The following is an 18,436-nucleotide window of genomic DNA, read 5'->3' on the forward strand; positions in this document are numbered from 1 at the left end:
AAATGGTAATGGAGTATACGATGGTTGATGTTCTGGTGATCGGCGGTGGCAATGCCGCGTTATGTGCTGCCCTAACCGCCCGGGAGCAAGGAGCTTCGGTACTCCTGCTCGAAGCGGCTCCGCGGGAATGGCGCGGGGGAAATTCTCAACACACGCGTAATCTGCGCTGTATGCATGACGCGCCGCAGGATGTACTGGTGGAAAGCTATCCTGAAGAGGAGTTCTGGCAGGATCTGCGGCGCGTCACCGAGGGAAATACTAACGAAGCCCTGGCGCGTCTGGTGATCCGCACCTCTTCACAATGCCGCGACTGGATGCGCCAACACGGCGTTAATTTTCAACCTCCTCTCTCCGGTGCTTTACACGTAGCGCGAACCAACGCCTTTTTTATGGGGGGCGGGAAAGCCCTCGTGAATGCCTATTATCGCAGCGCAGAAAAGTTAGGCGTGCAAATCCGCTATAACACACCGGTGCAGGCGCTTGAACTGCATAACGGTGAGTTTGTGGCAGCGCTGGCAGGCGAAGAGCGCATAACCGCTAAGTCCTGCGTGCTTGCCGCTGGCGGATTTGAGTCAAACCGCGAATGGCTGCGCGAAGCCTGGGGAGAGAACGCCCGCGGCGAGTGGCCTGCGGATAACTTCCTGATTCGCGGCACGCGCTTTAATCAGGGCGTACTGCTTAAATTTATGATGGATGCCGGGGCGGACATCATCGGCGAACCCTCCCAGTCACACTGCGTCGCCATTGATGCCAGAGCGCCATTATATGACGGCGGGATTTGCACCCGCGTGGACTGCGTTTCACTCGGCATAGTAGTCAACCGTGACGCAGAACGTTTTTATGATGAAGGCGAAGATTTCTGGCCCAAACGCTACGCCATCTGGGGACGCCTGGTCGCCCAACAGCCAGGACAGATTGGCTATTCCATTATCGACAGTAAAGCCATCGGCCACTTTATGCCACCGGTATTCCCCGGCGCACAGGCGAATACGCTGGCGGAGTTGGCGCATCAGTTGGGGCTGGATGCCGAACGCTTTACCCACACCGTGACGGCGTACAACAACGCCTGCCAGCCAGGTCAGTTCGACCATACCGTCCTGGACAACTGCACGACGAAGAAGTTAACCCCCGCGAAAACACACTGGGCGCGACCGCTGGACCAGCCACCTTACTACGGCTATGCCCTGCGGCCAGGGATCACCTTCACCTATCTTGGGTTAAAAGTGAACGAACGCGCTGCCGTACACTTTGCCGGGCAACCAAGCCGCAACCTGTTCGTCGCCGGAGAGATGATGGCGGGCAACGTGTTGGGCAAGGGTTACACCGCTGGCGTGGGCATGTCGATCGGGACAACCTTTGGCCGCATTGCCGGAAAAGAAGCCGCGCTGGCAGCACGAAAGGAGGCACGTCATGAAGCAGCTTGAGAAACTGATCATCGAAGCACAAATTATCACCGAGCCGGAAGCAGAAGTTGAACGTGTGATGCAGGTCTGTAACGCCTGCCGCTATTGTGAAGGTTTTTGCGCCGTGTTCCCGGCAATGACTCAGCGCCTGGAATTCGGTAAAGCGGATATCAATTATCTGGCTAACTTGTGCCATAACTGCGGCGCCTGCCTGCACGCGTGTCAGTATGCCCCACCTCATGAATTTGCCATCAACGTACCGAAGGCGATGGCGGAAGTGCGGCTCGAAACCTATCAGCACTACGCGCAACCCGCCGCCTTTGGCGCGCTTTATCGTCGCGCAGGCATCACTGTGACGCTGGCGCTGGTTTTCGGTCTGATCCTGTTTTTACTCCTCGCCATGAGTTTAAAGGGCTCGTTATTCCATCCTCCGCTGGCCGGGGATTTTTATCAGATTTTCCCGCATAACCTGCTCGCATGGATGTTTGGTTCGGTATTTATTCTGGCGATAGGTCTGCTGATGGCGGGCGTTCTGCGCTTCTGGCGCGAAATCTCTCCGGGTGTGCCGCGTTCCGCCGAAATTGCTGAAGCCTCACACAATGCGCTGACGCTGAAGTATCTCGATGGTGGGCATGGCAAAGGTTGTAACGAAGCAGATGATGCCTTCACCCTGATGCGCCGCCGTTTCCATCACTTCACCTTCTACGGTTTTATGCTCTGCTTTGCCGCCACCGTGGTGGCAACGGGCTATCACTACTTTGCAGGTATAGAAGCGCCCTATCCGTTCTTCAGCGTTCCGGTAATGCTGGGCACGTTGGGCGGCATTTGCCTGGTTGTCGGCCCGGCTGGCTTGCTATGGCTCAATTTTAAGCGCTCACCGCTGCATGGCGACGCACGGCAAAAACCGATGGATCGCGGTTTTATTTTGCTGCTGCTCCTGACCAGTCTGACCGGTTTAGCGCTGCTGGCGGGAAGAGACACGTCCTGGATGGCTATTTTGCTCGCCATTCACCTCGGCGTGGTCATGGCGCTCTTTCTGACCATTCCTTATGGAAAATTTGCCCACGGATTTTACCGCTGCGCAGCCTTACTCAAGTGGGCGATTGAGAAACGGCGCGGCAAACAGGCGGGGGTCGCAGGCGACTAACCCGCAAACTCTTACCTCTATAAATATTATGATAAGACAGTGGAGCAAACCCAATGACACAACAACCATCGCGCGCCGGAACTTTCGGCGCAATACTGCGGGTAACCAGCGGTAATTTCCTCGAACAGTTTGACTTTTTTCTGTTCGGTTTTTACGCCACCTATATCGCAAAGACCTTCTTTCCTGCAGAGAGTGAATTTGCCGGGCTAATGTTAACTTTCGCCGTGTTTGGTTCAGGTTTCTTAATGCGGCCTGTTGGCGCAATTGTGCTGGGTGCTTATATCGACAGAATTGGTCGCCGTAAAGGACTGATGGTGACGCTAGCGATTATGGGCTGCGGTACCCTGCTGATTGCCCTGGTACCCGGTTATCACAGTATTGGTCTGCTGGCCCCTGTCCTGGTATTACTCGGCCGATTATTACAGGGCTTTTCTGCAGGGGTGGAACTGGGCGGCGTCTCGGTTTATCTTTCTGAAATCGCCACCCCTGGCAATAAAGGCTTCTACACCAGCTGGCAGTCCGCCAGTCAACAGGTCGCCATTGTGGTGGCGGCTCTGATTGGTTACGGCCTGAACGCCACCCTGGGACACGATGAGATCTCTGAATGGGGCTGGCGTATTCCATTCTTTATTGGTTGCATGATTATTCCTTTGATCTTTGTGCTCCGCCGCTCGCTTCAGGAAACAGACGCCTTTTTACAACGCACACACCGTCCCGACACCAGGGAAATTTTTACTACCATCATCAAAAACTGGCGTCTCATCGCTGCAGGTACGCTGCTGGTGGCGATGACCACAACGACGTTCTACTTTATTACCGTCTACACACCGACCTACGGTAGGGCTGTACTTCACCTGAGCGCTCGCGACAGCCTGATCGTCACCATGCTGGTCGGTATTTCTAATTTTATCTGGCTGCCGATTGGCGGGGCGATTTCTGACCGAATTGGTCGTCGTCCGGTGTTGATGGGGATTACCATCCTTGCACTGATCACCACCTGGCCGGTTATGCACTGGCTCACCGCCGCGCCAGATTTCACGCGCATGACGCTGGTTCTGCTTTGGTTCTCGTTCTTTTTTGGTATGTACAACGGGGCAATGGTCGCCGCACTCACCGAGGTGATGCCTGTCTATGTGCGTACGGTGGGCTTTTCACTGGCATTCAGTCTTGCCACGGCGATTTTTGGCGGCCTTACTCCAGTCATCTCCACAGCGCTGGTCCAGCTAACCGGGGATAAAAGCTCACCGGGGTGGTGGCTGATGTGTGCGGCACTTTGCGGGCTCGCCGCCACGGCAATGCTGTTTGTCCGGCTGAGTCGGAGTTATCAACCGGTGGAATATAAACCCTGAAATGCAAACGGGCGGAAAACTCTCCGCCCGTTGTCTGTTTCATTTTTCAATTTACTGCGCAGTATTCTTGCTACGAATTTCCTGCCAGACCTTGTCACAATCAGCATTAACGGACTGACCATTACCCGTGCGCGTAGCCTGGATGCATTGCTGATAATCCAGTACGCGTACGCTTTCTTCATTGGCAAACTGCTGATGCTGCTTTTCTTTCTTCAGCACATTCAACACGCTTTGGCAGGCTTCGATTTTCTCCGGCGATCCTTGCGCGGTAGTAATGCACGCGCTGTAGGCTTCTTTCAGACGACTGTCTTCTTTTGGTGCCGGGGATTGCGCGCAAGCCACCAGCCCGGATGCCATAACAGCGATGAGTATCAGTTTTTTCATAGCACTTTCCTCAACGATGCGGCAGGCGCCCGGCCTGCCGCTGTTGGCATTAGAAGATGGTGAACGGAGCAATAACGATGAATTTCACGTCGCGCTCATCCTGGAAGATGTTGCCGTAACCACCGCCCCAGCTCGGAATGTCTGAATGGTTGTCGTACTGGGTGAAGTGCAGTTTAAACATGGTGCCCTTCGCACGCCCCTCTTGCAGGGTATAGACCGCATCCAGGCTGTAAGAAGATTCTTCGATAGTCCGGTTTTTGTCGTAGTACGCATCCGGATTGATCTGCCAGGTTGATGGCTTGGCATCCCATGCGTAAACGTAGGACGCGCCAACTGCCCAGCCCGGCAAATTCCAGTTCTTCAGGTCATACATCGCGCCGAAGAAGACAGCCTTTTCGCCGTTGGCGTTGAAGTCGGAACGGTTATCCCACCAGATATCCAGGCGACCGTTTGATGAGGCGTAGGTCGGGGTCATACGCTGCAGGAAGTACCCCTGCTGCCCGTCCGCTTTAACCCAGGTCCCTTCCAGACGCAGGTCAACCACTTCCGCCACTTTGTAGCCAAAGGTCAGCGCCTGGAGCCAGGCCGTACCGTCATAAATATCGTTCACGGTGCGATCATCAACTTTGTCGCGCGCGCCGTAGAATTGGTAGCTGGTGGTAAACGGGTTACCGCCTAAATCGAATTTATAGCTGGCTTTTGCGAAGTACTGATCGACGTAGCCTTCAGACTGACCAAATGCGGCTTCCAGCAACAGGTTATTTTTGAAGTCATATTTCGCGCCGATTGAGTGCAGATAATCTACGCTGGTCTTTTTATCAGCCTGATAGAATTTATCGACTTCAGTGTGCCATGGTGCTTTATATTCGTTGGCCCACATATAGGAGAAGCTCAGTGCACCAGCATCACCATAGTCGAAGTTGGCTCCGGCTTCAGCACCCTGATAGGTACCTGGCATAAAGCTCCAGTGCGGAGCCAACAGAGTCTGTCCGGTTGGTTGAATGTAACCAGCGCGCGCCCAGGTTGGGCCGAATTTAAATTTGGCTGCTGCTTTATAAAGGCTAATTCCGCTCTTATCGCCGGAGTAATCTTCATCATAGCCTTTATTTTTTGACGAGAATGCAATTTCGTTTGGATGGCCGCTTTCGCTACTTTCGTTCATTTCAATAGCGGTAAACGCTGCGATATCAATACCAAACATATCAGCCGCATAACCGGACTGGAAGTCGAGGTTAGCGTTCCAGGTGGAGTGAGAAAGGTTGGTTTTATATTTGTCGTGATCGGTCACATCTTTACGGTCACGCTCACGCTGCCAGTAATAGATGCCGCCGGTTAAGGTTGAGTCATCAATAAATCCTTCGGCGTGTACCTGGGGAGCGACAACGAAACCCGACATTGCTGTGATACCGGCGATAGCCAGCGCCAGCGTACTACGTTTGCCACTAAACGTACGCATATGTTAATCCTCTTTGACGTATAACCCTTCGTTTTTCAAGCTGCATCGGTGTTGGCTTTACTCGGCCTTTGGCCTCGCCCCTTCGGGGACAGCGCACGCGCTGCGTCTCCGCCTTGATGCAACTCGAAATCCATTGGGTATAAAATGCTGCCGACAAAAGCGGACAGCGAAAAAACAAAAATTAAAAAAGTAGCGCTGAGAAAACCTCAGTGACTACAATGAATAGACTATTTTTCGCGACGCGAATTATCAATCTCTTTCTGTAACGAGTATGTAATAGTATGAGCAACCGCACATATTTTCTTGTTTTCTGTTACATTTTGCTTTGGGAGTAAAAAAATTCACAAAAACAATAAAAAACACTTTATATACATATAGATATCTCCAATTTTATTATTATATATATAATTCCACCCCTAATAATTGTCTTTGCATTCGCAAAACAAATTAATTCTCGAGCGTCATTAATTCGCTCTGCAAACAGAACGTTTGAACTTCTGAATTCACTCTCCGTCGTTGATGTGATCGTCCTCGGATTTTCCACACAAATACACTCACTTTATAAGGTTTTTATTGACAGCTACCGGGTGTCCCATTATTCAAAGATGCAGGTTATACGTATAAGTTGATAAATAAATGACAAAACGCATCACGCAGAAAGACGTCGCGGCCCTGGCTGGCGTTTCACAGGCAGTGGTATCCGTGGTACTCACCAAAGGAAATCACACCTATCCACAGGAGACAGTGAGCCGGGTTGAGCAAGCGGCTAATCAGCTGGGATATATACCGAACCGTTTTGCACAAGCGCTGAAAACCAATAAAACCATGTCGATCGCCTGCATCGTGCCGGATATCGCCAACCCTTTTTATGCCTCACTCGTCCGTGGCGTTCAGTCGGTGACGGATAGGTATCACTACGATGCGATCGTGGCCAGCACCGATGGATTACGGGAAAGAGAGCTGCATTTTTTGCGCTGGTCAGCGCAGGGGCGGGTCGACGCCGTGGTAGGGACATTTTTTAACGTCGGGATGAAAGATTTTGCCCCGTATCTTCAGGCAGGGATCCCGATTGCACGAATTGAAGCCAGAATGAAAAAAAACGGCCCGCTACCGCTGCATAATGTTTATATCGACAACGCCGCTGCCGCGCGCAGTGCCGTCGAATATCTGCTGGCACAGGGGCACCGAAATATCACGATGATCGCCAGCGCTGGCGGTCCTGAGCCTGCCAGAGTGGAAGGATATCGCCAGGCGATGACCCAGGCCGGCCGCCTTCCGCGCATCAAAATTCTGCCAGGTTTTAACGAACAGAGCGGCTATCAGATCGCGATGCAGCTGATTAATGACGGCACGCTCCCGGATGCGATTTTCGCCGCCAACGATTTAATGGCTATCGGCGTGATGCGTGCCGCAAGGGAGAAAGGCATCACTATCCCGGAGCAGCTTGCGGTGATGGGTTTCGATGATATTCCCGCCGCCGGGCTGGTGACCCCTCCCCTGACCACTATCGCCCAGTACCCGGAGCAGCTTGGGCAAAAAGCGGCCGCCCTCCTCCTGGCGCAAACTGATATCACCACACCGCTCCATGGCAGCACCACAGAAATGCCCTGGGGCCTGGTAAAAAGAGAATCCGCCTGAACGGCTGATAAAACACCACACAAGGATCAAACAGATGGATTTGCCTTCAGATTATGAGTCGCGCGTTTATGCAGGGGTGTTAGGGAAATTAATCGGCGTCTACCTTGGCCGCCCTTTCGAAGGGTGGACCTACGAAAAAATTATGCAGGAGCTGGGGCCGATCCAGTATTACGTCCACGAAAAATTTAACCGTCCGCTGGTTGTCACCGACGATGATGTCGCCGGAACCTTTACCTTTATCCGCGCACTGGAAGATTATGCCCTGCCGCCGGATCTGAGCGCGGAACAGATGGGGCACTGCTGGCTTAATTACATCATTGATAAGCGCACCATTCTCTGGTGGGGCGGCAACGGTAATTCGACGGAACACACCGCCTGGCTGAATCTCAAAAAAGGCATTCCGGCTCCGCTAAGCGGAGCCATTGCGACCAACGGGAAAACGATTGCCGAACAGATTGGCGCACAAATCTTTATTGATAGCTGGGCGCTTGTCGCACCGGGACAACCCCGTCTGGCGGCAGGACTTGCCAAAAATGCCGCCAGCGTGAGCCATGACGGTGAAGCGGTGTATGCCGCTATGCTCTGGGCGGCGATGGAATCACAGGCCTTTATTTGCCAGGAGATCGAACAGCTTATTGACGTTGGACTATCCGTGATCCCGGCAGAGTCGCAAATAGCCCAGCTGGTTGGCGATATCCGTCGCTGGCGACGGGAAGATAACGACTGGCAGACGACCCGCCAGCGAATCGACGACAACTATGGCTATCACAAATATCCCAGCAATTGCCACATCATTCCTAATCATGCGCTGATGATTATGGCGATCCTTTACGCGCCGGACGACTTCCAGCAGGCCCAGTGCATTGTCAATACGTCAGGATGGGACACCGACTGCAATGCGGGGAATGTCGGCTGTCTGTCCGGCATTATGCTGGGACTCCAAGGTATTGACGCAGGCCCGGACTGGCGTGGGCCGCTGGCGGACAGAATGCTGATCTCCTCAGCCGACGGGGGGTTCTCCATAAACAACGCCGTGCGGATCACCGATTATCTGGTCGGGCTGGGACACCAGATTGCCGGTCTGCCGCGTCCTGAAGCCAAAAAATCCGGCGCGCAGTACCATTTCTCACTACCGGGCAGCGTGCAGGGTTTCCGCTGGCTTAATGAAGAAAATGCGGCCGCGGTTGAGGTTAAGAATGAGGTGCACCTGGGGCGGCAGATGTTGAGTCTGCACTATCGCCATCTTGCGCCCGGGCTTCACGCCAGCGTGACCACGCAAACCTTTACCCCGCCTGAAATCGTGGAAATGCGCAGCTACGATTTAATGGCTACCCCACTTATCTACCCAGGCCAGCGTCTTCAGGCCACCCTGATTGCGCCACCGGATAACACATCCGCGTTAAACGTGCGGCTCTGCTACCGGGTTTATGATGACAACAATCAGCTGACGCCCCAGTACGGCGACGCGCAGAGTATAGCCCCGGGTGAATCGCTAACGCTGGCGTTGGATCTCCCGGACTGCCAGGGCCAACCAATCGGCGAGATTGGCGTAACAATCAGCACCGATGCCCGCGTTGCCCGCGGTCGCCTGCTCATCGACAGTATGCGCTGGGACGGCGCACCTGAGCTGACCCTGCGTAAACCCACAGGGGAAACTAATTTCTGGTGGCGAGCCTGGGTAAACGGCGTGGATCTCTTTTCACGCCACTATCCCACCAGCTTTCGCATCTCCAAAGAGTACGACGAGGGATTAATTATTCACGGAACGCGGCAGTGGGATAACTACCGCGTTCAGAGTGACATTACGCTGCATTCAGGGGAGTACGGCGGTCTGGCTTTTCGGGTGCAGGGGATGAGGCGCTATTACGCCGCGCGCATCCTGCGCGACGGGAAATTACAGATCGTCCGCGTGCGCGACACCAGCACCAAAGTTCTGGCAGAAGCGGCGTTTTCCGACGTGTACGAGCGCCCTGTGTCGTTCGATATCAGCGTCAACGGGCAGATTATCTCCGCGACCGTTGACGGTAAAACGCTGCACGTGGAGGACGCTGAACACGAAGCCTTGATGGATGGCGGGATCGGTTTACTGATTTGTGCGGGTGCGCTGTCGACGGACGCTATCCATATCAGCGCCAGTTGTTAATTAACGGAAATGGACGACAACAAAGGATTAAAAATGAACATATCAAAAACAATGCTGGCGCTGGTAACCGCCGTTTTGCTTTCAGGCTGTGAGGATAAACCGCAGCAGGTGGCCATCGAATTTATGCACTCCGCCGTTGAGCAGGAGCGCCAGACCGTCATTGCCGGGATCATCAACCGCTTTCAGCAAGAGAATCCGGATATTATTGTGAAGCAGGTTCCCGTCGAAGAGGATGCCTATAATACCAAAATCATTACCCTTGCCCGCTCAGGATCACTGCCGGAGGTCGTCGAGGTCAGCCATGACTATGCCAAAGTCATGGATAAAGAGCAGCTTATCGACCACAAAGCGGTGAAAACGCTGATCGACAGGCAAGGTGAAAGCGCCTTCTACGACGGTGTGCTGCGCATTGTTCGCACCGAAGACGGAACGGCCTATACCGGCGTGCCGATCAGCGCCTGGCTGCAGGGAGTCTGGTATCGTAAATCGGTACTGGCTAAAGCGGGAATCGACGAACCCAAAAACTGGACGCAGCTGCTGGAAGCGGCACGCAGGCTGACCGACAGCGCCAGTAAAAAATATGGCATCGCGCTGCCGACGGCTGAAAGCGTCATGAGCGAACAAACCTTCTCCCAGTTCGCACTTTCAAACGGTGCCAATGTGTTCAACGCAAACGGCGACATCACGGTTAACTCAGCGGAAATGCAGGCCTCGCTGAACTATTATCGCGAACTGGCCCGCTATACCATGCCTGGCTCGAACAACGTAACAGAGATCAAAGACGCCTTTATGAACGGCACCGCGCCGATGGCGGTCTATTCGACCTACATCCTGCCAGCGATTTATCAGGATGGTTCACTGGCGGATTTAGGCTTTGTCGTGCCGAGCGAAAAATCACCTGCCGTATTTGGCGTTATCACATCATTAACGCTCACGACCGGTCAGACTGAGGCAGAGACGAAAGCCGCCGAAAAATTTGTCAGCTTTATGGGACAGGCGCAGAACGCGGCTGACTGGGTATTGATGTCGCCGGGGGCGATGCTGCCGGTGACGAAGGCCGCCGCGCAAAACGTCAGCTGGAAGGACAACCCTGCCGTCAAAGTCTTTGGAACTCTCCCTGAACAGCTGATTGCCCAGTACCCGAATATGCAGGTCTTTGGATCGGTCGGCGAGAAGAACTTTACGCGGATGGGGGATATTACCGGCTCGATGATCCTCAGTGAAATGGTCAATCAGGCGACGGTGGGTAAGCAGGAGACATCGGTGGTGCTGGAAAGCAGCCAGCAGCGGGTTCAGGCGTTAATGCAGCATAAGTAAAACAGAAAAATCCGCCTCAAACGTCGCATTGGCGGCGTTTGAGGCAGTGTGGCAGGAATTACTCGCCGACTTTAGCCCACGTATCACGCAGACCTACAGTGCGGTTAAATACCAGCTTGTCAGCCGTTGCATAGCGGCTGTCGAGGCAGAAATACCCTTCACGCTCAAACTGGAACGCTTTACCTGCAATCGCAGCCTGCAGTGACGGCTCACCGTAGCCCTGCTTAATGACCAGCGATTCCGGGTTGATAACGGACAGGAAGTCTTCCGCCGCACCTGGGTTTGGCACGCTAAACAGACGATCGTACAAACGGATTTCAATCGGCAGCGCATGGGACGCGCTCACCCAGTGAATAACACCTTTTACTTTACGACCATCAGCCGGATCTTTGCTCAGGGTGTCGGCATCGTAGGTGCAGAAAATGGTGGTGATATTCCCTTCTGCATCTTTCTCTACACGTTCAGCCTTGATCACGTAAGCATTACGCAGACGTACTTCTTTGCCCATCACCAGACGCTTGTACTGCTTGTTCGCTTCTTCGCGGAAGTCTGCGCGATCGATCCAAATTTCACCGCTAAACGGCACTTCACGGCTGCCCATTTCCGGTTTATTCGGATGGTTAGGCATGGTAACCAACTCGCTTTCGCCCTGCGGGTAGTTTTCGATAACCAGTTTCACCGGATCGATAACTGCCATCGCGCGCGGGGCGTTTTCGTTCAGATCTTCGCGAATGCAGGACTCCAGAGAAGCAATCTCAATGGTGTTATCCTGCTTGGTCACGCCAATGCGTTTGCAGAACTCACGAATAGCGGCAGCAGTATAACCACGACGACGCAGGCCAGAAATCGTCGGCATACGCGGATCGTCCCAGCCTTCAACGTGCTTGTCGGTCACCAGCAGGTTCAGCTTGCGTTTGGACATCACGGTGTATTCCAGATTCAGGCGCGAGAATTCGTACTGACGCGGGTGAACCGGAATGGTGATGTTGTCCAGCACCCAGTCGTACAAACGACGGTTATCCTGGAACTCCAGCGTACACAGTGAATGCGTAATGCCTTCCAGCGCATCGCTGATGCAGTGGGTAAAATCGTACATCGGGTAGATGCACCACTTGTTGCCGGTCTGGTGGTGTTCGGCGAACTTAATACGGTACAGCACCGGATCGCGCATCACGATAAACGGCGAAGCCATATCGATTTTCGCGCGCAGGCAGGCTTTACCTTCTTCAAAACCACCGGTACGCATTTTTTCGAACAGTGCCAGGTTCTCTTCGACGCTACGATCGCGGAACGGGCTGTTTTTACCTGGCTGCGTCAGAGTGCCGCGGTATTCGCGGATCTCCTCCGCTGACAGTTCATCAACGTACGCCAGGCCTTTATTAATAAGCTCTACCGCATAGGCGTGAAGCTGATCGAAGTAATCCGAAGAGTAGCGAATATCGCCAGTCCAGTGGAAACCTAACCATTCAACGTCGTTTTTAATCGACTCAACGTACTCGATATCTTCTTTAACCGGGTTCGTATCATCAAAACGCAGGTTGCACTGGCCCTGGTAATCTTGCGCAATGCCAAAGTTCAGACAAATGGATTTCGCGTGGCCAATGTGCAGATAGCCATTTGGCTCCGGCGGAAAACGTGTATGGATAGTGGTGTGCTTACCACTGGCCAGATCTTCATCGATGATCTGACGAATAAAGTTACTCGGGCGGGCTTCAGCCTCACTCATCGTGGATTCCTCAAAGCGTAAACAACGTATAACGGAACATGATCTTATAAGCGACGTCAGGAGACAACTATTTGTTGCACAAAAAAGGTGTTTCAACAGGATATATGTGGATATTTGCTGCAAAAAAAAGCGGCGGAGGAATATCCCCCGCCGCTTAAGGCACTTAACTCACTTTACTCAGGAGCAGTTATTTACCTTTAATCTCATACAGTGGTGTTTGACCAGCAACCACATGACCTTCGGCTTTAATGACCAGAGCACCGAAATCATCGCTGTTGCTGCACACAACCGGGCTAATCATGGAACGTGCGTTGGCGTTCAGGAACTCCAGATCCATTTCCAGAATCGGTTGACCTGCAGTCACTTCCGCACCTTCTTCAACCAGACGCTTAAAGCCTTTACCTTCCAGCGCTACTGTATCGATACCCATGTGGACCACGATTTCCGCGCCTTTAACGGTTTCCAGACAGAACGCATGGTTAGTGTTGAAGATTTTCACGATGGTACCGGCAGCCGGAGCAACCACGATTTTATCCGTTGGCTTCACCGCCACACCGTCGCCTACAGCTTTGCTGGCGAAGGCTTCATCAGGTACCTGCTCCAGCGCAACCACGTCACCGGTAATCGGAGAAACTAAAGTTTCAACGGTTACAGCGTTCGCTACAGCTTGCGGTTTAGCAACCGGAGCCGCTGCTGCTGGCGCACTTTCACCAGACGCTGCAGCCACCGGGCCACGCGCGACAACTTTCTTCATTTCGTCGCCGATAGATTCGGCCTTCGCACCCACGATGACCTGGATAGTTTGCTTGTTCAGCTTAACCACTCCAGATGCGCCTAAACGTTTACACATCGCATCATTTACGCGACCGGAGTCGGCAACGGTCAGACGCAGACGAGTGATACAGGCATCAATCGCTTTCAGGTTATCGGTACCGCCAACTGCTGCAATGTAGTTGGTTGCCAGTTGAGCCAGACCTTCTTCAGTGTTGCTGTTCGCTTCTTCAGTAACGATATCGTCTTCTTTATCTTCACGGCCCGGCGTTTTCAGGTTAAACATACGAATAACCGCGCTGAACAACACAAAGTAAATGACGAAGAACACCAGGCCCATCACGACCAGCATCCAGACGTTCTGACTCGCCGCCGGCAGGTTGTACATCAACACGTAGTCGATAGCACCTGCGGAGAAGGAGAAGCCCGCGTGGATCCCCAGCAGTGTTGCAACGAACAGGCTGATACCCGTTAACAGTGCGTGCAGGAGGTACAGCAATGGCGCCAGGAACATGAACAGGAATTCCAGCGGCTCGGTAACACCGGTCAGGAACGCGGTGATCGCAACGGACAACAGCATACCGCCAACCATCGGACGACGTGCTTTCGGAGCGGCGAAGTACATTGCCAGCGCCGCACCCGGCAGACCAAACATCATGATCGGGAAGAAGCCAGACATGAACATACCCGCAGTGCCGTCACCCGCGTAGAAGCGGTTGATGTCACCGTGGAATACGGTACCTACAGCGTTAGTGAATTCACCAATCTGGAACCAGGCGATGGTGTTCAGCACCTGATGCAGACCGGTTGGGATCAGCAGACGGTTGATGAAACCAAAGATACCGGAACCCAGCGCGCCAGCGCCCACGATCCACTCACCTCCCGCATGGATGGCGTTCTGCACCGGCGGCCACACGTAGCCGAAGATAGCAGCCAGCACCAGACAGAAGAAGCCAGTGGCGATCGGCACGAAGCGTTTGCCGCCAAAGAAGCTCAGGAAGTCAGGTAGTTTGATACCAGACCAACGGTTATATACCGCACCGCCGACCAGACCAGTGATGATACCTGCCAGCACGCCCATGTTGATGGCCGGGTTAATGGTAACCATTGCTTTGGTCAATATGAAATAACCGACCGCACCCGCCAGCGCTGCAGCACCCGCGCTGTCTTTTGACCAGCTGGAAGCCACACCGATAGCGAAAATTAACGCCAGGTTATCAAAGATGGCCCCACCCGCTTGCGCGATGAAGGGTACGTTAAGTAAATCTGGTTGGCCGAATCGCAGCAGCAGTGCCGCGACTGGCAGCACAGCGATGGGGAGCTGTAACGCCCTACCCAGCCGCTGGAAAAAACCTAAAATATTCATTTTATTCCCCCTACGAGACCCCGATTAGGCTTCTTTGAAGCCATATTTTTATTGTGCGACCATTCCTGACAGCAAGATTCTGGAACAACAATATTAACCATTCATCTACATTCAGAGTGTGTGAAAATTTAATTCGTATCGCAAATTAAATGCGTGTTTTTTGTGATTCCAATCACCAAATATCGTTATTAACCCTCCCTTCCACTGGCTAACTACGAAAACTTATTTTATCATTCAAAAAATCGAAACGGATTGATCCTTACCGATGCAAAACCAGGTTACGCTTAATACTGCACAGAGACTCAATCCGCCAATTGCTTACATTTACTTTTGAGGTGAAGAATGAGACTGATCCCCCTGAATACCGCTGAACAAGTCGGCAAATGGGCTGCTCGCCATATCGTTAACCGTATTAACGCGTTCAAACCAACGGCTGATCGTCCGTTCGTTTTGGGCCTGCCGACTGGCGGTACTCCGCTGACAGCCTACAAAGCATTGGTTGAAATGCACAAAGCGGGCCAGGTAAGCTTCAAGCATGTTGTGACGTTCAATATGGACGAATATGTTGGCCTGCCGAAAGAGCATCCGGAAAGCTACCATAGCTTCATGCATCGCAACTTCTTTGATCACGTTGATATTCCAGCAGAAAACATCAACCTCCTCAATGGTAACGCACCGGATATTGATGCAGAATGCCGTCAGTATGAAGAAAAAATCCGTTCTTACGGTAAAATCCACCTGTTTATGGGCGGCGTAGGCAACGATGGTCACATCGCGTTCAACGAACCAGCCTCTTCTTTGGCTTCCCGTACCCGCATCAAAACGCTGACTCACGACACGCGTGTTGCGAACTCACGCTTCTTTGACGGCGACGTCAGCCAGGTGCCTAAATATGCGCTGACCGTTGGCGTGGGCACCCTGCTGGATGCCGAAGAAGTGATGATCCTGGTACTGGGCCACCAGAAAGCGCAGGCGCTGCAAGCCGCCGTTGAAGGCAACGTTAACCATATGTGGACCATCAGCTGTCTGCAGCTGCATCCGAAAGCCGTTGTGGTCTGCGATGAGCCTTCCACCATGGAACTGAAAGTGAAGACGCTGAAATACTTTAACGAGTTAGAAGCGGAAAATATTAAAGGTCTGTAATTGATGTCTCCGCCCTGTCGATAAGTTGCAGGGCGGCATTTTTTGAAATCGGGGGTCGGAATGTATGCTTTAACCCAGGGCCGGATTTTTACCGGTCACGAAATTCTTGATGACCATGCGATTGTTGTCGCCAATGGCCTGATTGACAGCGTTTGCCCACTGGCTGAGTTACCGTCAGGAATTGAACAGCGCTCACTGAATGGGGCCATTGTTTCCCCCGGTTTTATCGATGTACAGCTAAACGGCTGCGGCGGCGTACAGTTTAACGATACGGCAGAAGCCGTGACCGTTGAAACGCTGGAAATCATGCAGAAAGCCAATGAAAAATCTGGCTGCACCAGCTACCTGCCAACGCTTATCACCACCAGCGATGACCTGATGAAACAAGGCGTTCGCGTCATGCGTGAATACCTGGCGAAACACCCGAATCAGGCACTAGGACTTCATCTGGAAGGCCCGTGGCTGAATCTGGTGAAAAAAGGCACCCATAATCCGGGATTTGTCCGTCAACCGGACGCTGCGCTGGTTGATTTCCTGTGCAATAATGCCGATGTGATCACCAAAGTAACGCTGGCGCCAGAAATGGTCCCGGTAGAGGTCATTACCAAACTGGTGAATGCGGGTATTGTGGTTTCTGCGGGTCACTCAAATGCAACGGTAAAAGAAGCAAAAATCGGGTTCCGCGCAGGCATCACCTTTGCGACACATCTGTTCAACGCGATGCCGTACATTACCGGTCGCGAACCTGGTCTGGCGGGCGCTATTCTTGATGAAGCCGATATCTACTGCGGTATCATCGCCGATGGCCTCCACGTTGATTACGTTAACATTCGTAATGCCAAACGCCTGAAAGGCGACAAGCTGTGCCTGGTCACCGACGCAACCGCACCAGCAGGTGCAAACATTGAACAGTTCATTTTCGCTGGTAAAACAATATACTACCGTAATGGATTGTGCGTTGATGAGAACGGTACACTGAGCGGCTCATCATTAACCATGATTGAAGGCGTACGCAATCTGGTCGAACATGCGAATATCGCTCTCGACGAGGTCTTACGTATGGCAACGCTCTACCCTGCTCGCGCCATTGGCGTCGACAAACAACTCGGCAGCATCGCGCCAGGCAAAGTAGCCAACCTGACTGCGTTCACGCACGATTATAAAATTATCAAGACCATCGTTAATGGCAACGAGGTCGTTACTGAGTAAGAGAAAGAATGACACCAGGCGGACAAGCTCAAATAGGTAATGTTGATCTCGTAAAACAGCTTAACAGCGCGGCGGTTTATCGCCTGATTGACCAGCATGGGCCAATCTCGCGAATTCAAATTGCCGAGCAAAGCCAGCTTGCCCCCGCCAGCGTAACGAAAATTACGCGTCAATTGATTGAACGCGGGCTAATCAAAGAAGTCGATCAGCAGGCCTCCACCGGGGGCCGCCGCGCTATCTCTATCGTCACCGAAACCCGCAATTTCCACGCGATTGGCGTACGCCTGGGCCGCCACGATACTACGCTCACGCTCTATGATATGAGCAGTAAAGTGGTCGCTGAAGAGCATTATCCCCTCCCGGAGCGCACCCAGGAAACGCTCGAGTATGCGCTGCTCAACACCATTGCCACCTTTATTGAGAACTGCCAGCGGAAAATCCGCGAGCTGGTTGCGATTTCCGTCATTCTGCCAGGCCTGGTTGATCCTGAAAGCGGCGTCATCCGCTATATGCCGCACATTCAGGTCGAAAACTGGGGGCTGGTCGAAGCACTCGAAAAACGCTTTAAGGTCACCTGCTTTGTCGGTCACGATATTCGCAGTCTGGCGCTGGCCGAGCACTATTTCGGGGCAAGCCAGGATTGCGAGGACTCCATTTTGGTGCGTGTTCACCGCGGAACCGGGGCGGGAATCATCTCCAATGGCCGAATTTTTATTGGTCGCAATGGCAACGTGGGTGAGATTGGCCATATTCAGGTAGAGCCGCTGGGTGAGCGCTGTCACTGCGGTAATTTCGGCTGTCTGGAAACAATTGCCGCTAATGCCTCTATTGAACACCGCGTGCAGAACTTATTGAAACAGGGTTATCCAAGCCGACTCACGCTGGATGATTGCGGCATTAAAGCCATCTGTAAGGCGGCTAATAAAGGCGATAACCTGGCATCAGAAGTCATTGAGCACGTTGGTCGTCACCTGGGTAAAACCATCGCCATCGCCATCAACCTGTTTAACCCACAAAAAATCGTCATTGCGGGCGAAATTACCGAGGCTGATAAAGTGCTGCTGCCTGCTATAGAAAGCTGTATCAACACGCAGGCGTTGAAAGCGTTTCGCCACAATTTGCCGGTGGTTCGTTCCACGCTGGATCACCGTTCAGCTATTGGCGCCTTTGCGCTGGTGAAGCGTGCGATGCTCAACGGTACATTGCTGCAACGTTTGCTGGAAAGCTAATACCAAGCAGCCTCTGCGTTAGCTGCATCTGTTCACCCTAGTCACTTACTTCAGTAAGCTCCCGGGGTTCTCAGACTTGCCGCCTTGATGCAACTCGAATGATTTAGTGTATTTTGTGTATAGTAATGCCTTCTTTTTTTGATGTCGGATTGTCC

At 52.9% G+C, this 18,436-nt stretch carries 13 protein-coding genes; 9 read left to right on the forward strand and 4 right to left on the reverse strand.

Features of this window, described 5'->3' with window-relative positions; all coding sequences use genetic code 11:
• Window positions 1–20 precede the first annotated feature (20 nt).
• Genes tcuA through HV243_RS17680 form a run of 3 tightly spaced genes read left to right on the forward strand, consistent with a single transcriptional unit; the run spans window position 21 to window position 3,899 of the window.
• Complete coding sequence (tcuA, locus tag HV243_RS17670; protein WP_016152258.1) at window positions 21–1,424, forward strand: FAD-dependent tricarballylate dehydrogenase TcuA; 1,404 nt, start codon at window positions 21–23, stop codon at window positions 1,422–1,424.
• Window positions 1,411–2,550 carry a tricarballylate utilization 4Fe-4S protein TcuB gene (gene tcuB / locus HV243_RS17675; RefSeq protein ID WP_053388599.1) on the forward strand — a complete coding sequence of 380 codons (1,140 nt, stop codon included), beginning with the start codon at window positions 1,411–1,413 and terminating at the stop codon, window positions 2,548–2,550. Before tcuA ends, tcuB begins: the two co-directional genes overlap by 14 nt.
• Before the next feature lie 53 nt (window positions 2,551–2,603).
• Window positions 2,604–3,899 (forward strand): MFS transporter, encoded by a 1,296-nt coding sequence (locus tag HV243_RS17680; protein ID WP_016152256.1) that lies wholly within the window; start codon window positions 2,604–2,606, stop codon window positions 3,897–3,899.
• A gap of 51 nt (window positions 3,900–3,950) precedes the next feature.
• Here the strand turns inward: HV243_RS17680 and chiQ are convergent, their stop codons facing one another.
• Together chiQ and chiP are read right to left on the reverse strand one after the other, a co-directional pair.
• Window positions 3,951–4,283 carry a ChiQ/YbfN family lipoprotein gene (chiQ, locus tag HV243_RS17685; protein ID WP_016155980.1) on the reverse strand — a complete coding sequence of 111 codons (333 nt, stop codon included), beginning with the start codon at window positions 4,281–4,283 and terminating at the stop codon, window positions 3,951–3,953.
• Window positions 4,284–4,332: 49 nt separating this feature from the next.
• Window positions 4,333–5,739 (reverse strand): chitoporin, encoded by a 1,407-nt coding sequence (chiP, locus tag HV243_RS17690; protein ID WP_016152254.1) that lies wholly within the window; start codon window positions 5,737–5,739, stop codon window positions 4,333–4,335.
• A gap of 636 nt (window positions 5,740–6,375) precedes the next feature.
• Here chiP and HV243_RS17695 point away from each other — a divergent pair.
• From HV243_RS17695 to HV243_RS17705, 3 genes are read left to right on the forward strand one after another with little or no spacing between them, the layout of a single operon-like run.
• Complete coding sequence (locus HV243_RS17695; protein ID WP_053388598.1) at window positions 6,376–7,377, forward strand: LacI family DNA-binding transcriptional regulator; 1,002 nt, start codon at window positions 6,376–6,378, stop codon at window positions 7,375–7,377.
• A gap of 34 nt (window positions 7,378–7,411) precedes the next feature.
• Window positions 7,412–9,520: an ADP-ribosylglycohydrolase family protein gene (locus tag HV243_RS17700; RefSeq protein WP_053388597.1), complete on the forward strand. Its 2,109-nt coding sequence runs from the start codon at window positions 7,412–7,414 to the stop codon at window positions 9,518–9,520.
• A 33-nt stretch (window positions 9,521–9,553) separates the two neighbouring features.
• Window positions 9,554–10,837, forward strand: coding sequence for an ABC transporter substrate-binding protein (locus tag HV243_RS17705; RefSeq protein WP_053388596.1), 1,284 nt, complete (start codon window positions 9,554–9,556; stop codon window positions 10,835–10,837).
• A 58-nt stretch (window positions 10,838–10,895) separates the two neighbouring features.
• Here HV243_RS17705 and glnS read toward each other — a convergent pair whose 3' ends face one another.
• Both glnS and nagE read right to left on the reverse strand, forming a co-directional pair.
• Entirely contained in the window at window positions 10,896–12,563 is a 1,668-nt protein-coding gene (glnS, locus tag HV243_RS17710; protein ID WP_016152250.1) for a glutamine--tRNA ligase, read from the reverse strand.
• A 187-nt stretch (window positions 12,564–12,750) separates the two neighbouring features.
• Window positions 12,751–14,700, reverse strand: a complete 1,950-nt coding sequence (nagE, locus tag HV243_RS17715; protein ID WP_053388595.1) for a PTS N-acetyl glucosamine transporter subunit IIABC — start codon at window positions 14,698–14,700, stop codon at window positions 12,751–12,753.
• 342 nt (window positions 14,701–15,042) lie between these two features.
• On the opposite strand from nagE, the gene nagB reads away from it, so the two are divergent.
• The 3 genes from nagB to HV243_RS17730 are packed head-to-tail and all read left to right on the forward strand — an operon-like array spanning window position 15,043 to window position 18,281.
• The gene (nagB, locus tag HV243_RS17720; protein ID WP_003022803.1) at window positions 15,043–15,843 is read left to right on the forward strand and encodes a glucosamine-6-phosphate deaminase; all 801 of its coding nucleotides are present in this window, start codon (window positions 15,043–15,045) and stop codon (window positions 15,841–15,843) included.
• Window positions 15,844–15,903: 60 nt separating this feature from the next.
• A complete protein-coding gene (gene nagA, locus HV243_RS17725; protein WP_053388594.1) occupies window positions 15,904–17,052 on the forward strand; it encodes an N-acetylglucosamine-6-phosphate deacetylase in 1,149 nt (382 codons plus the stop codon).
• Between the two features lie 8 nt (window positions 17,053–17,060).
• A complete protein-coding gene (locus HV243_RS17730; RefSeq protein ID WP_016152247.1) occupies window positions 17,061–18,281 on the forward strand; it encodes an N-acetylglucosamine repressor in 1,221 nt (406 codons plus the stop codon).
• Window positions 18,282–18,436 lie beyond the last annotated feature (155 nt).

Origin of the sequence: Citrobacter sp. RHBSTW-00599, assembly GCF_013784065.1 — a bacterium.
GTDB classification, from domain to species: Bacteria; Pseudomonadota; Gammaproteobacteria; order Enterobacterales; family Enterobacteriaceae; genus Citrobacter; species Citrobacter braakii.